Below are 15,516 nucleotides of genomic sequence, written 5' to 3' on the forward strand. Positions count from 1 at the left end.
ATCGGGGTATCAGGGCTTCAGTTCATCCAGGCCACTCCTCGGCAATGGCGACAACGCGGGCAATCAACTGTCACCGAGTTCGACCAGTGGTGGAGGAAACCACACGCCGGAGACGGTGACTTCGTCTGGTCCGTATGAGCGCCAGGTAAGGTTGTAGTTCTTGCCTCTGGGCGTAGGCAGCCAGTTGCCGTCGGGAGCACTTGAAGGTTTATCCGCTCCGAAATACAGCGTCAGCGATCCATCCTCACCGTACTCCAAGCTCGACTCCTTATTGAGAAGAAAGCGATTCCTGGAATTTGGGATGACGCGGAAGTCATCGGAGTCCACGGCGATCACCGACCAGAAATAATCTACGTGTGAACCAGGAAGGTTGTCCTTGGGAAACGTCATGGCGTAAACGAGTCCGCCGTCGAGCTTGACGCCTTGGCGATCACTATCTGTCTTGAAGTAGACCGCCTCGTCGTTCGAGTTGGCCCATATACCGGCATAGTTGATCAACGTACGTGTCATCCAATCATCGCCATACTTCCCGATGGTGGAGGGGCGATTCCATCCGTTCTTGTTGGTCCCTAATTTCGTGAACGACGCCTTGAACTTCGGCCATGCCACCGCCTCGATTGCTTTCTGCACACGTGCACGGTCGCTGGCGTTAAGTTCGATGGCCTTATCGACCTTCTGCCGAATGCCATCCATGCCAGGGTTAATGTCCGCTTCGCTGTCAAGCACCGCTCGGGCGGTATCGAAGGCTTCGGCGCCCGGTAATGCGTTGTTCGCGAAGAGAGGGATGTTCACTGGCCGTGCGATCGCTGCCTTGCCGATGGAGTAAAGCCTGATCTGACGTTGCAGCACCACGGCGAGCGCTGGGTTGCTGCCTAACTCCACGCGCATCAGACTGCGCGATTTCCTGCTCGGAAGGTTGATGCGTTGGGTGTCAGGCGGAAGGTCTACCTTCGCTTCTTTCAGGCAAAAGGCAAACTTGCCGAAAGGACGACCCGGATAGTTTCTTTCGTTGATATTTGCTGTGGTCTCGCCCCAGCCATTGAGCACCTGGATTGTGTAGTAGAAACCCGTGATCTCAGGTACCTCTACAATCGTGCAGCTCTCTTCGTCGACGCCGATCCAGGCCTCACTGTAGGCCACATCGAGGTTGGGGTTCGCCCACGCGACGCCGCCGGGTTCATGGTGAATGACGGTGTTCCACTGAAAGCCATTGTCGCGAAAGTCCAGATGCTCCTGGCGAAGCACCAGGAGCCGGCCTAGAAGATAAAGGTAGGCGTCCGCGATGTCTGCGTCAGACGGCGTCGATGTCGAGGCGTCGAGACTACGGTCCTGCTGCATGACATTCTCCTGATCGACGTGGTTCATTCTACGACCACCACCGCGGGAGGAATCCACGTTCCATCTGTTATACCGTCCGTGGGCCAGTACGCGCGGATATATAGCGAGAAGTCCTCAGACGGCGGGGAAGGAAGCCAATTTGAGCGATGCGGTTCTTCCGGCGCTTCCGATTGAACGTATATGGTCAGGGAACCGTCATCGTTGCTCCTGAGATCCTTGTTCTTCGTTCCTAGCGAGTACCGCTTGATAGCGTTCGGCACGAAGAAATGGTGCTGGTTGTAAAGCGTTAACGACCAGAATCCTTTCACGGGCGGTAACTGGTCTTTGGCGAAGGTAACGGCATAGCGCTTGGCCCCGTTTAGACGAGTACCCTTCGCATCAAGGTCCTGATAAAAATACTTTGTCTCACTTGGCTTGTTGACGAATATGTTGGATTTCGCCACGGCCGTGCGCGTGAAATAATCCGTCCCGAACGAGGCACCGTTGTCCTGCGTCGTCCAGTTATTGGCGAGAGGTAATCCGTAATTGCGGAACTGTAGCAGGGGGCTTATCAAATCCTCTTCCGCCAACCTGGCTTCATCAATCATCGCCGCTTTAAGCCTGAGATCTTTCTGCGCAGCGGCGACCACGGACAGTACTTCGGCGTAGCGGGCCTCCTCGCCGGGGAGGGAGAGTGCATCGTCGAGCACCAGAGTTAGCTCATCCACGAAGTTCTCCGGAACAACCCAGCGGGTCTCCTCGTTGCTGGAGCCTTGTGCCGGAAACTTGGGCTGCCTGCTCCAATCACGCTCCTTCACTTTGCCGTCAAACAGCGACAGCGGGTACATATCGATTTGATTCACAATCGATTGCACGGCTTGCTTGTCTTCGACAGTAGCGTCCACGAACACGCGGGGAATGACGAAGCCCGTGTTGGTACTGGCACGGAATACCTGGGTGATGCCTTCGGGCACGCGGTCGTTCCAGTCCCGACCAACCAGCAGATAGAAGCCTGGCTTCGTGTGATACATCTTCCCCAGGTCGGCAAAGCTGTCCGTTCGGATGTCGACCACTTGGTAGACCCAGAAACGATCGCCGAAGTCGGGGACCTGGATAACCACGGCATCCACGTCGAGGCCGATGCTTCCGGCACCGTAAACGACGTCCTGGTTCGGGCAAGCGACCTGTCGCTCCTGCGGCTCGATATAGTCACTCAGCATGCTGAGTCGATTAAGCGGTGCGATAGGCACAATTCCGCCCATCAAGCCCGGCTCCGGAAGGTCCTTGAACGCGAGTCGTCTGTTGTACACATTGAGCATTGGCCATGCCCAGAAATACGCTTCGCGGGCCACCATTCGTACGTAGGCCTCGGTCATGCGCGTCCCCGGTACCGGGCCGGGGAGCGCGTCGTCGGAACCGCCGATTCTTGTAGCGAAGGAGGGAGCGGCCATAGGAGAGTCCATGTTCTCGACAAGGGCAGAGGCGGATCACGCGGTAGGCATAACCCACGGCGGGTGCGAGGAACGGCGCCGGGACCTTAAAGGCTCCGACGTGCGCGCTACGGGGAACGATATGCTCCTGATCTGAATCTGCACCACTGTAGAACTACGTATCGCGGGTCGAACGAAGCTGCGGAGCGAGAAGGCGCGCGGGCCACGACGAAACCACTTCTTTGTATAACCGCCGACGCACACGCTGATCAGGGAGATGAAGTGGGCAAGTCGTTCCTTCGATAAGAATTGGACGCTGCCCGATGTCCAGAGCTAGCCTAAGAGAGCAGACTGAAGCACGAGGTCAGGTCTGAGACCGGTAAAAGTACGCTCGCGCCTTGCGTGTTTATTCGGTGGCGCCGCAGTCCGATGGGCCGCCTAATGCATCATGGATCGATCCGATGCAATGCGCCTCCTTGTCTTCGGCGCGGCGGTCGCAGCCTGGCCGTCGGTCAGCTTTGCGCAGGTCGGAGCCGCAACGTGTGCGACCCCTCCGCCAGTCACCCCGGCAGGACAAGTGCGCGCCAATGGCACCGCAGTCAGCATTCCCAACGGCACTTACGCGCCCACCACGGCGGGCGCACCGGCGTTCTACGCCGTTAACGGCGGCTCGATCGATGCGACTGGCGCAGTTGCGCTGATTACCGGCAGCGCAAATACGGCAACCGCGTGCACAGCGAATGGCGGAATCATCCGATTCCAGTCGCCAGGATCGACAGTCAGTCGCCTTGGTGCCGGCGGCCCGGCATTCCGGGCCGAGGCAGGGACCACGGTCGTGTCGACGGGTACGCGCTTCTATACCTCGCTGGCGAACAGTGATGGGGTCCAGCTGGTAGGCGCCTCATTTACGGGCGCAGGGGACCTGATCGCAACCGGTGTCACCCTGGGCACACAGGCAGGCATTCCTGCCACTTATGGCTTGCCCGTGGACGCGTCCGGCAACCTGGTGACCGATCCCACGCAATTTGTGGGGAAGGCCGCGACGGCTGCACATGGCATCAATGCGGACGCATCGCAGGTGCGACTGAATGTGGACGGTGCGGGAAATCCTCTCGGTAGCACCACGTCCATCTACATTCTTGGCACCGGAGCCGGAGCGACCACCGGCAGCTACGGAGTCAATGGCACCAGCGGTTCGACCTTCACTATCGACCACGTGCGCATTGTCACTCGTGGCAACAACAACGCGGGCATCCGCCTTGCAGGCGCGTCCCGGATCAATGCCTCGAATCTCCTGATCGACACCACGGGTACGGTGGCTCACGGTGTATGGAGTACCGATGGATCGACGGGCAGCTTCAACGGTCTGGACGTGCGTGTGGCCGGACAAAACGCGCACGGTGTGCTCGCCCAGTCAGGCAGTTCGCTGAACCTGTCCGGGAGCGGGTCGGTCGTCATCGATGCTGGCCAGGCGGGCAATGCGTTGCGCGCCGACGGTGCGGGAAGTGCGATCGCGGCAAGCGGCTTACGGCTTTCGACCTTGCTCAACGGCGGCGTCGGTGCCCAGGCGATCAATGGCGGCGCCGTCGATCTGGCCGGAGCCACGCTGTATTCCTCAGGTGTCGCTGGTGGCAACAGTGCCATCGGTCTGCTCGTCAGCGCGGGAGGCACGCTGGTGAGCCGGGGCAATGTCATTGTGACTGGCGTGCAGGTCGGCACGGACCCGACCTTACCCAGCTACGGGCTTCCGGTAGATGGCGTGGGCAATGTGACCAGCAACCCGACAGCCTTCCTTGTCTCCGGCACCACGGGCGCGAACGGCGCACAGGTGGCAACGACGGGAGGCGCCTTGTGGCTGGATGTCGATCCCGGTGGCGCATCGCAAAGTACGGTGACCACGATCACCACCTACGGCAATAACAGTTCGGGCGTCATTGCCGGGCAATCCGCCAGCGCGACTACCACGCTTAACGCCGCGCGCACCGTTATCACGACCAACGGCACCAGCTCCAATGGAGTGCTGTTGCAAGGCACGACGGGCAGCACGGGCCCGCGAGCGACACTGTCGCTGGTAACCATTCGAACGATCGGATTGAATTCGAATGCCGTCTACGGACAAGCCGGTGCGCAGGTGGCGGTCAACGACGCCTTCCTTGCCACCTCGGGTGGGGGCGCGGGCGTACGTGCGGATGGGGCAGGGACACGTGTTACGACACGAAACCTCACCATCGGTGCCGGTGGCGTGGGTGGCCCCGGCCTTAATGCCACCGGAGGAACGATCGATAGCGCCAACACAGTCATCGTCAACGCGGCCAAGCCTGCCCTGACGCTTAATGCAAGTGGCGGGACAGCGGGCACGCTCATTTCCAACGGCGATACGGTGTACACCGGCGTGCTGCTGGGTACGGATCTGGCTGTGCCCACCTTCGGCAAGCCCATCGATGGCGGAGGTAACATCGTCACCGATCCCGCGCTCTTCGTGGCATCGGGCCTGACCGGTCACGGGGTCTTCGCGGGGGTTCCCAACGGACGCGTCTGGATGAACGTGGATCCGACCACCGGTACGCCGACCGGCTTACGCAGCAGCATTACAACACTGGGAAACATCAGCGAAGGGTTCAATATCTACGGATCGAACGCGCTCGCTACGGTGGCGAACGTGGACATCGCCACGCGTGGTGTCGACTCGATCGGCGCCCGTGCATCGGGTGCCGGCGAAATTCGTGCCGTGGGCCTTTCGGTGAGTACGACGGGACTTCATGGATACGGTCTGGCCGGCTATGCGGACAGTCTGGTCACGGCCTCAGGGAGCGACATCCTCACGACGGGTGCGCAGGCTCATGGCCTTATCGCCTGGTCGGATAACGGCCGGGTCGCGCTGTCCGGCACGAGCAGCGTACGCACGTCCGGCGCACAGGCACACGCGGGTATTGCCTGGAACGGCGGAAGGCTTGACCTGAGCGACTCCACGTTGAGCAGCACGGGCAGCGGTGCCTCGGCCCTGTTCGTGCGTGGCGATCCCACCGCCGCGACGGCATCGGGTACCAACGTCATTTTATCGAGCACTGCGGGGCCGACGGTCGGTGCGATCGGCGCGGCGTCCATTGCACTCACGGGCGCGACGGTCACCAATCAGAACCTATGGCTGATGGCAGGTTCTGCAGAAGATTTTGAACCGCTGGATGCCGCGGTCCCCGATCTGCCTCCGGAACTACCCGAGGATCCTGGCCCACAGCAGGCCGCTATCGCCGTGTCGCCCCTGGCGGCGACACCGACCGTGGCCACGATCACCGTGACGCAAAGCCAGCTCACCGGTGCGGCGCTGACCATGCCGGGCAGCACAGCCAATCTCGTGCTGCAGGATTCCGTATGGAATCTCACCGGCAACTCGAACCTGAGCAACCTGGTGAACGATCCGAGCGTGATCTCCTTCAGTCCACCGATCGGCGATCCCAGCTTGCTCGGCAGCTACAAGACCTTGACGGTGAATAACTACAGTGGCGACGGGACGCTCGCGATGAACACCTATCTGGGTGCGGATGGCTCGCCCTCGGATCGACTCATCATCGATGGCGGCAACGGCTCGGGATCGAGTCAGCTGTCGATTCGGCGCGCGGCAGGCGAGGGCGCGTTCACGGCAGCCAACGGCATCCTGGTGGTCAGCGCGATCGGTGGCGCCACGACGACGACCGGTGCCTTCCACCTCGGTTCCCGCGTCATCGCCGGACCTTACGAATACACCCTGCAGCGTGGCAGTGTGGACGGCACTGCGCCGGACAGTTGGTACCTGCGCTCGAGCATCGATTGTGCGGCTGCCGGCGCGCCGTCCCCGCCGTGTCCCGCGCCTGTCCCGCCGACACCTGCCGGCCCACCGGGGCCCGCCCCGGCACCGCCCATACCGAACTATCGTCCCGAAGTTTCCTTGTACGCCGCGCTTGCTCCGACCGCCCTGAACTACGGACGCGCGCTACTGGATTCGCTGCACGAGCGGGTCGGTGAACAGGAGCTGCTGCTCGGTCGCGAAGACCTCGACAAGGATCACGATGCGCCGCGGAACATGTGGTCGCGCGTTATCCATGTCGATGGCGAACGCGATGGCGCGAAGTCCGGCATCTACGGTAGCGGACCGAGCTACGACTATGACTTTACCGCGCTGCAGATCGGCCTCGACCTTTACCGTAACGAGGACGCCGATCGCCACAGCGACAAGGCCGGTGTTTACGGAGCGGCCGGTGGTGCCAACGCTACGCCGTCAGGCGTCGACGGTGTCACGGTCGGGCACGATCGCATACACGGCTACTCGGTCGGCGGCTACTGGACACGTTACGGGACGGCCTCACGGCCGTGGTACATCGACGCGATCGCCCAGGCGACGTGGTACCAGGCCCAGGCCCAATCGGCGTACGGAGGCCTGCCGGCACTAGATAGCGAAGGCCCCGGTTACGCCGTGTCGCTCGAAGGCGGCTATCCGTTTGCGCTCAGCCCGACATGGACGTTGGAACCACAGGCTCAGGTCGACTATTCCTGGATTCACCTTCGCAGTTCGTCGGACCTGGGCGCCCGCATTCACTTCGATGACAACGACTCGCTCGTGGGCAGACTGAGCGCGCGATTGTCGCGACAATGGAACCAGGGAGACGACGCCGACAAACCACGACAGTCGACCGCGTGGGCGAGGATTGGCGTGCTACGCGAATTCAGGGGCAATCCGACGACATCGTTTTCGTCGGACACCGGTGACATTCCATTTCGCGCCGACATGGGCGGCAGCTGGTGGGAGGTCGAGCTCGGCCTCACGCGTGAGCTGGCGCGGAATACGTTCGTCTTCGGCAACGTCGGCTATTCGGAGGGCTTCGACGACGATCGGCGTGCGTGGGAGGGGAAGCTAGGGCTTCGTTTCAACTGGTGAGACACTTTTAATCGGTATCAATTCATCCAGGCCACTTCCAGCACGCCAAGTGAGGCGCTGTCGTCCGATACCTGCACGTCACCGCTTCCATCCACCCGGGCTACGCTGCCGAGCCGGTCTCCGGGAATCTTCGTCAGTTGCCGGGTGGCGCCGGTGGTGGCATCCATGACGAAGAGCTCCTGAAGGTTGCAGCTGCTCCGATCGGCCTCGATCGCCCCGGCGAAAACGACCGCCTTCCCATCCGGTGACCATGAAGCGAAATGGCTGTCGCACGCACGGACCGGGTCCGCACAGACGGGATGTCCTTCGCCCTGGACCGGCACGATGCACATCTGCGCCGCGGGATACTTGATGCCCGCCACGCGCCTTCCGTCCGGCGCAAGGACGAGTTGGGTCGGAAGGTGACGTTGCTCCAGCGTCGGCGCGGGTGCGCCTCGATCCGTCCAGTCGGCCGCGCTGAAAGGTCGTTGCGCTTCCTGGGGAATGAGCAGGGTCTCGGGGTAGCCAGGGAGACGGGTGTCGATGAGATACGAACCCCAGTCCGACCCATCCTGCGGGTTGATACCCAGCGCATGCCTCGCCGGGTAGCTGACAAGCCCGACGACCGGATCGTCCGGAGAAACAGCGGTAGGTGCCGTCTCGCCACTCGCCTGCATGACGTAGAGCTTTCTCGACACCGGCCGACCGGGCAGGGGGGAATGCACCCGATCGATCGCGATAAAAAACAGCCTGCCGGGCAACGTGGCCCGATCGAGCGGCGGGCCAGCCGCAGCTGCGGAACCGCAAACGAGGGAGAGGCCGGCGACGCATCGTGCGATGAGGCGAATCATTTGCCTTGGCCGCATGACGCACCTCAGTGGTAAGGCCGTTGGCGCTGGATCATGCAGGCACTTATCATTTGCCGGAAGGCACTTCGCCGAATTCGGGTAGTGATTTCCTATCGAAATCACGAAAAGGAGTGATCCGACAGCAGCTCTGGAACAGGCCCGTTTTGCAGCTGGGCGCTCGCCCATGCGAGGATGCGACGGGGCCACCGGACCGGCCCGACAGGGGAATCCATCCATGTGTTTAAGGCCAATGGCGGGCAGGCTCGCGGCTGCGCTCATCGTTTCAGTGGTTCTGCTTCTTTCCGCGTGCGGCAGGCGCGATTCATCGGCGGGCGATGCTTCCAAGCCCGTCGATCTCAACGGCCCCATGACCCTGTATGCGGCAGCATCGCAGGCGCGCTTCGACGGACGGCAGGACGATGCCGAGGCCATAGAACATTTCGAACGGCGCAAACACGCCCTCGAGTATCTGGGCGAGCCCGTTCTTCCCGTACAAACTATCGGCGACATCCTCGCCTCCGAGCGCACAGCGACCGAGCCGCTGGATTCCGTTGAAGAGCGACTGACCTCCGGCATCAGCACGTTCGATTTCCGCTGGCGGGACAGGGTGAACGAGCAGACGATCATCGAAGATCCGGGTCGGGCACGTTCGCACACGAACCTGCTGGGCGAACACGGCATCGAAGGCACGAGAGAAGTCAGGCCGGGCATCTGGTGGGTGCCATGGACCCAGATCGGCCATCGCGCTGATGGATACATAGTTCGCGCCATCGCCACTACGCACCGAATGGGCGAGTGGACGCTCTCCCGGCATTACGTCTTGCATGACAGCAACGGCCCCGACATTGCGCTCAGTTGCGACACGACACCGTCCGAGCTCGGACAATCTATGTGGGTGTATTGCGACGTGATCCACGTACCCGCCGATCCGTCCCGGGATTCTGCCTTACTCGACCGTCTTACGCGTTTCCAGTCGGGCGGCGAGCAGCCCGCGCTTGTCGGCAGCGATCTGGTGGTTTACGAGCACTACCACGGGGCCATCACCGCCGAGATCAAATCCGGTGACTATGCCGCGCAGGAGGCAAAGGCACAGGAGTTTCAGAAAAGCCGAAACGCTTCGGCCAGCGTCAAATGGCAACTCCGGCGGGCTTGGTGGATCGTTAGCTTTTGGGGATTCCCGCTGGGACTGTTCGGCATCCCCATGGCGGGCGCCTGGATACTGTTTCGCCGTCGCGGCGGCAGCACACGCGGCGCCATCGGGAGAGCGGTGTGGGCAGCGTTGGCCGTCATGCTTGGTGTCGTTACATGGAACTGCGCCTTCCTGGCGCATCCAGGCCGTTCTTATCCGGATGCGTGGGGGCCGGCAGGGTTGGTTGATTACGTGCTGATCTTCGTGGCTGTGGTCGCTGGTATTGGGGGACTTATGGCTGTGTGGAGAGCTTTACGGCGGCCTCGATGATCAGGCGCATGGCGGTGACCACGCTGCGATCATGTCGCCCCTCGCTGGTTAGTTAGACCATAGCCAGAGATTGCCGAATTTTTCGGTATGGGAGAGGGATGGACGGGTGTTGAACGCTAGCGGCGTTAGTTGGGAAGCCCGCGCCGAGGGCCGATTGACGGGGGCCAGGCGGAGCGGGCTATGATCCGTCGGGATGTTCGCCATCTCCTCTTGAGGAACCTTTCTAACTTCACGCCTTCACAGGGTAGGACTGAGATGAGTTGGATTAATCGACTGAAGTCGTCGCTTGGTTCTAAAAATGCAGACGTTGAGAAAAAGACGATTGATGTAACATCAATCCGTTACTCGATGCCGACGGTTGCTTCCGATGTCCTGACCTTCGTAGTGCCGACGCAAGCATCATTTGAGGGGGCGCCACAGTTCCACGAAGACGAGTGGTGTCAGATTGAAATCCTACCTGCGGCTAGCCTAAAAGAGCTTCAGACTACCCTTGCCGAGTACAAGATTTTTGAGGAGGCCCATCGATTGCAGTATGGGTGGTCTCAGATATTTTCTCGCAGGCTGACTAGAACTGTGCTCATCGAGGGAACAGATGCTGTCGACAAATTGGCGGTCTTGTTCGGGACAGCCCCAACTAATTCGCCAATCCTGACGACCACATCTCGACCACTTGGACAGGTTGAAAGTGGTTTCGCCATCAAGCCATTGTCTGACGTGTTGCTCTACGGCGTAGCGGACGAACGCGGTATAACTGCACTTGGTGCAATGGTCCAAGGAGACGACAGGCAGCTCTCCCAGGTGTTCGCCAAATTGCACTCGTCTTTTGGATTCATGCTGGTCGACTGGCGTCAGCAACTCGCTCTCTGCTCGGTTGGCCTGGATGGAAACTTTGCGATTTGGCGCCCATAGACAGTAGGTCCGCTTAGCGGATGCTGAGAGGTGGCCTTCGATGCTATGACCTCGATACGTAGAGAATGACGCCTCAGCCCGATGCACGAAACAAATGCCTGCTTCCGACCCGAAGCGAACATGATCTGCAGCGTTGGAAGAAGAACTAATGGAACTGGATGACTCCGTTCACGCGAAAATAGAAAAGCTGTGTAAACAGGGTGACGACCTGGCTGCAGCCGGGAGCTTTGACTCCGCAAGGGATACGTACAAGTCTGCATTGCAGCTCTTGCCTGGTGACCACAGGCAGTGGGAGGCGGCGACTTGGATCTATGCGGCCATCGGCGACGTGCACTTTCGTACAGCCGACTACGAAAAGTGCTTCAAATGCTTCTTCAATGCTGTGCAATGTGTCAACGGTCTGGGCAATCCATTCATCCATCTCCGCCTCGGGCAGTGCTCTTACGAGGCAGGGAACCTTGATAAGTCAGCGGATGAGTTGACGAGAGCCTACATGGGCGCCGGCCTAGATATCTTCATGGATGACGACTCCAAGTACCTAGAGTTCCTTGAGACGCGCATAGACATTTGAGATTTCCGCTTTCGACTCGTAACGAACACTAGACTAGAGCGCGAAGTCGCTCGTTCAGAGGGCTTGCCCCGGTTCTGGATCGCTTTTCTCCACTTTCCATGACATGGGCCTGGTCAATTCGACAGGGCGGGGCGATTAGGCGAAGGCACAGAGGACCAAGTCGATGAGTTGCGGAGTCTTTGCTTGCATTTGCTTGTTCGTGTTGGCTTCGATTCGGACGACGTGGCGAATGACGTCGGCATGGCACTTGAGGACTTGATCGACGAGTTCTTTACTGGCTGATCTTTCGCGCCGGGCATGGGGTGCTGAAAAAATGGAGTTCGCTATGGTAACGCCTAAGGACGCTGGTGACAGAGCGACGACCGCGGGTACCGGTCCGCAACTGCGGCGCAGTGTTGTCAGCTCGTCGGATGTCACGTTACGAAGCGAGGTGCCACGGGCTGCCGCTCGCGCGAAGCGGGTGGTCGGTGTTCGACCGCATAAGTTCGCGATTTTTTTCCTGCTCGTCTCACAAGCATCGCTCTTGCATGCACAGATGGGGCGCGTAGAAATGCCACCCTGCTCATCAGGGCCGGAAATCTACCGCAACGTCGCCCGCGTTCGCGATGCCGGCATAGCGCCTCAGGTCCAGCTTCAAACGCCGATCAACGCCCCACCTACCGAGGGACATCGGCGTTCAATCGAAGCCGCAAATGCTCACAACAGACTCGTTCGACAGATTTATGCCCATCCTGGTTGGACGCCGGACGATGTGGCACAGCGTTGGCTCAACCGTTGCAAGGCCTATGAGTCCCGGACGTATAAAGACGAGCATCCTGTAGTCGTTGTTAATTCGCTCGAATAGCAGAATGATACAAAGGACCGCACGTTTTCCTGTCACCAACTGGGCTACTTTACGACAGCATTCGTACATGCCTTCAGGCAGCAAGAAAACTAACCCCGAGCTTGCGCGCTCGAACGTCCCGGTGATTTGGCAGCATTTCCTATGAGAGCACCGAAAACTGTCAGGGCAGCCGAGGCGTTCAGTCGAACACGGCTGTCGCATTCGTTCTTCATGCGCGATTTTCTGTATAGCGAAATCGCCGCGATCGAAGGCATGGTCAATCTTCCGGATGATCCCGAGCTGGCGATCGAGGCCGGAAAGGGGCTTTGTCAGAATCTTCTGGAACCGTTACAGGCGACGTTCGGCCGATTGGCCATCCGCTCGGCCTACCGCTCACCCGAGGTGAACGCGTTCGGCTGCAAGCACCGACTAAGTTGTGCCTCAAACGAGAAAAATAGGGCTCGCCATATTTGGGACCAACGGAGCAGGGGCGGGACGGGCGCACTGACTACCGTGGTCGTGCCTTGGCTGGTCGATCGCCTTGATCAGGGAGTGACTTGGGAAGCGATGGCGTGGTGGATCCACGACCACTTGCCTTACAGCGAGCTACAGTTCTTCCCCAAGCTTGGTGCCTTCAACATCGGCTGGCACGAGTCGCCCCGTCGAACGATCTACAGCTTCATCCCTCCGCGCGGGTTCCTCACCAAGCCGGGCTTCGCCAATCACGAAGGCGATCACCGCGTCCTCTATCCGGGCTTTCCGGAACTCGTGTCGCCGTAACTGGCCTGCCGGGTTCAGTCGACCCCGCCCGTGTGACGCCGCCCCAGGCCAGGCATCTTGCCGATGAGCATAAGGGCGCCGATGGCGGCAAGAACGATGTAAGACACGACGCTGCCTTCCACACCTGCGCTCCCACCCGTCGCCCACACGGGGCCTTTGGTGGTTTGGCTCAGCAAGTGGCCCTGGAAAACATATCCACTGCCGACGGCGCCGTACATATACTCGAGGGTCCAGTCCCAGGCGCCGTGAAAACCGATAGCCCAGGCGAGGGAGCGCGTGCGCAGCACGCTGATGGCGCAGACCGCACCAAAGAGGCCAATCTGGAGGAGCCCATACCCGCTCTCGTTGTCATTGCCCATGTGGACCATGACAAATGCAGCGGCGCTGACGACTACGGCCAATGCGGGTGAAACCTTCGAAAGCAAGAATACCGGCGCGCCCCGGAACGCCATCTCTTCTGACAATCCCACCAGCGCCATGCCCAGCGCCCAGACCACTCCATAGCCGAGGGCGGATAAACCCCGTTCGTGGACGCCTTCGAATTGCACGAAGCCGCCCATAACGAGACATCCGATAACGGCACTGATGCCGACGACACCGGAAAGAACGCCCCAGAGCAACTGCCACCAGGCAAACGGTCGGAAGCCAAACGCCAGAAACGACGATCGATTCAGGCGCGCGATGACCAGGGCGATCAGCGCGATAAGCCCGGTGCGCACGACGCAGAGCGCGATGAGCAGGGCCGGGGGCACCTCTCCCGGCACGTGTGCCGGGCAGAGGTCACCGCATGCACCGGCGAGGGCATGACCCAATGGGGCGTCGAGGTGCGACGAGGCGACGTAGAGCGCAAAGAACAGGCCTGTCAGAGCAATCGGTTTGTAGACTGCATTCATGGTCGTCCCCAGGGGCCCACAGCTGGATGTGACGTGACGAGCTGATCGTACTAGCTCTCTGCGTGAACCGTATGCGGCTCGCAGGTCGCTTCCTGTGGTTGGCGCCAACGCTGTCGAAGCAGCGCCCGGGCCAACTGCCACGCATGGTCCCGTTGCTCGGTGGTGTCCATGACTTCCGGTGGCGCGGGGCAATCCGGCTGGACGCCGCGGCCATGCAGTGGGTCAATCCATGCCATGCGAAACTGCAGCAACGGTATGGAAACCTTCATTCTGCTGTTGGGGAGTTCAAGGTCCCAGCGATAGCCGCTTGTATTTCCTTCGTCAGCGCCACCGACCTCTTCGCCGACAAACACCCCGCGGTTCGTGTGACGAAGCATGGACGCCAGCTCGGCACCGCCCGAAAAGGTAGATCCCCCGACAAGTACGACGAGTCGCCCTTTGAAAACAGGGGAGAAGGAGGTCCAACGCGACATGAGGCCGTGCGGCGGCGTGTTGCGCCGCGTCCAGCGGCCATCATGAATCGGCCGCTGCTGGTCCTTGTCGTCGGCGTCGAAGACGTCGGTCTCGAATCGTTTTCCGCTAAGGCTAGTGACAGCGACATGTCGCGAGCGCGCCTCGACGGCGGCGTATTTGCGTAGTGGCTTATCGACCAGGTAGGAGAAGACAACGCTCTCGTTGGGTTCCGAGCCGCCTCCGTTCTGGCGCAGGTCGAGAATCAGGTCTTCAGCCCCACGCTGGGCGAGTTCCTTAAAGACCTGGTTGATCGCCTCAGGAAAGGTCGCCCCTACCTCGCGGAGCCGAGCGTTACTGAAGGTTGGCAAGTTCAGATAAGCGGTCTTTTCATCCAGCCATTCGAGCTTCGGCAGCGGCGGTGGGTCTCCACTTTCGGGTGGTCGCGCGAGGCGCGGAACGGCCACGAGGTCGCGTTCGATTCGACCCGCCGGGCCATCAAGGACAACATGAAACGAGGCCTGCGCTCCACGCTGGCGATACAACATCGCCGCGAAGCCCCGGCCTGAAATATCACGCATGGTGCCTGTACGAATGACGCCGTCATGCGGTGTCACTGCCACCATCTCGCGCAGGAGTTCCGCTTCGCTGGTGCCGTCGATGGACACCAGCCGGGCACCTTTGGCAATGTCTGCGGCGGGGCCGTAACCCGCTAGGACGAAGGCGCCTTGCTCAGTCCACAACAGATCGAGCGGGAAGCGCGGCGCGTCGCGGTAGCGCTGACTCATGGCGTCGCTTAAGTGAACGCCCAGGTGTCCTTCGCCGATCCGGCCCAACAGCGGACGGAGGAGGCGCCACAGGGCCTCGCTGTCGGCAACACTTCCGATCCTTGCGCGTGCGTCGACCTTTCCAGCGGCCCATTCCCGCCGGCTCTGATGCCAGTAAATATTCGGCATCGCTGCCTCGACCGCGGCGATGGCGAGCTCCAGATCCTCCCTCGCTCCGGCAGGCGTCAGCGCGGTGGTGGCAGGGCCGGCGTCTGAAAATGCTGGCGTTGCCGCGATCAGACACGCGGCAGCGAGGAGGGCACAGCTGCGCCAAGAGATTGACAGCATTAAGAAAGTCCGCTATTCCCCAATCGACCATCA

At 60.8% G+C, this 15,516-nt stretch carries 10 protein-coding genes; 5 read left to right on the forward strand and 5 right to left on the reverse strand.

What is annotated here, in order from left to right; all coding sequences use genetic code 11:
• Positions 1-63: 63 nt before the first annotated feature.
• Positions 64-1,365 (reverse strand): DUF1214 domain-containing protein, encoded by a 1,302-nt coding sequence (locus tag HB634_RS02815; protein ID WP_213947444.1) that lies wholly within the window; start codon positions 1,363-1,365, stop codon positions 64-66.
• A complete protein-coding gene (locus tag HB634_RS02820) occupies positions 1,362-2,693 on the reverse strand; it encodes a DUF1214 domain-containing protein (protein WP_213947445.1) in 1,332 nt (443 codons plus the stop codon). The genes HB634_RS02815 and HB634_RS02820 overlap by 4 nt, the downstream gene beginning before the upstream one ends.
• Positions 2,694-3,213: 520 nt before the next feature.
• On the opposite strand from HB634_RS02820, the gene HB634_RS02825 reads away from it, so the two are divergent.
• Positions 3,214-7,656 carry an autotransporter outer membrane beta-barrel domain-containing protein gene (locus HB634_RS02825; protein WP_213947446.1) on the forward strand — a complete coding sequence of 1,481 codons (4,443 nt, stop codon included), beginning with the start codon at positions 3,214-3,216 and terminating at the stop codon, positions 7,654-7,656.
• Positions 7,657-7,673: 17 nt separating this feature from the next.
• On the opposite strand, the gene HB634_RS02830 is transcribed toward HB634_RS02825, so the two are convergent.
• Positions 7,674-8,333, reverse strand: coding sequence for a hypothetical protein (locus HB634_RS02830; RefSeq protein WP_213947447.1), 660 nt, complete (start codon positions 8,331-8,333; stop codon positions 7,674-7,676).
• A 400-nt stretch (positions 8,334-8,733) separates the two neighbouring features.
• Between HB634_RS02830 and HB634_RS02835 the strand changes: the two genes are divergently transcribed.
• The 4 genes from HB634_RS02835 to HB634_RS02850 all read left to right on the forward strand — a co-directional run bounded on the left by HB634_RS02835 (position 8,734) and on the right by HB634_RS02850 (position 13,025).
• Positions 8,734-9,942 (forward strand): hypothetical protein, encoded by a 1,209-nt coding sequence (locus HB634_RS02835; RefSeq protein ID WP_213947448.1) that lies wholly within the window; start codon positions 8,734-8,736, stop codon positions 9,940-9,942.
• A gap of 255 nt (positions 9,943-10,197) precedes the next feature.
• Positions 10,198-10,851, forward strand: coding sequence for a hypothetical protein (locus HB634_RS02840; protein ID WP_213947449.1), 654 nt, complete (start codon positions 10,198-10,200; stop codon positions 10,849-10,851).
• 148 nt (positions 10,852-10,999) lie between these two features.
• Positions 11,000-11,422, forward strand: coding sequence for a tetratricopeptide repeat protein (locus tag HB634_RS02845; protein ID WP_213947450.1), 423 nt, complete (start codon positions 11,000-11,002; stop codon positions 11,420-11,422).
• 1,054 nt (positions 11,423-12,476) lie between these two features.
• On the forward strand, positions 12,477-13,025 hold the full coding sequence (locus tag HB634_RS02850; RefSeq protein WP_213947451.1) for a hypothetical protein: 549 nt from the start codon (positions 12,477-12,479) through the stop codon (positions 13,023-13,025).
• Between the two features lie 14 nt (positions 13,026-13,039).
• Here HB634_RS02850 and HB634_RS02855 read toward each other — a convergent pair whose 3' ends face one another.
• Positions 13,040-13,918, reverse strand: a complete 879-nt coding sequence (locus HB634_RS02855) for a CPBP family intramembrane glutamic endopeptidase (protein ID WP_213947452.1) — start codon at positions 13,916-13,918, stop codon at positions 13,040-13,042.
• Between the two features lie 50 nt (positions 13,919-13,968).
• Complete coding sequence (locus HB634_RS02860) at positions 13,969-15,483, reverse strand: S41 family peptidase (protein WP_213947453.1); 1,515 nt, start codon at positions 15,481-15,483, stop codon at positions 13,969-13,971.
• Positions 15,484-15,516 lie beyond the last annotated feature (33 nt).

The organism is Luteibacter sp. dw_328 (assembly GCF_018449605.1).
Classification (GTDB): domain Bacteria; phylum Pseudomonadota; class Gammaproteobacteria; order Xanthomonadales; family Rhodanobacteraceae; genus Luteibacter.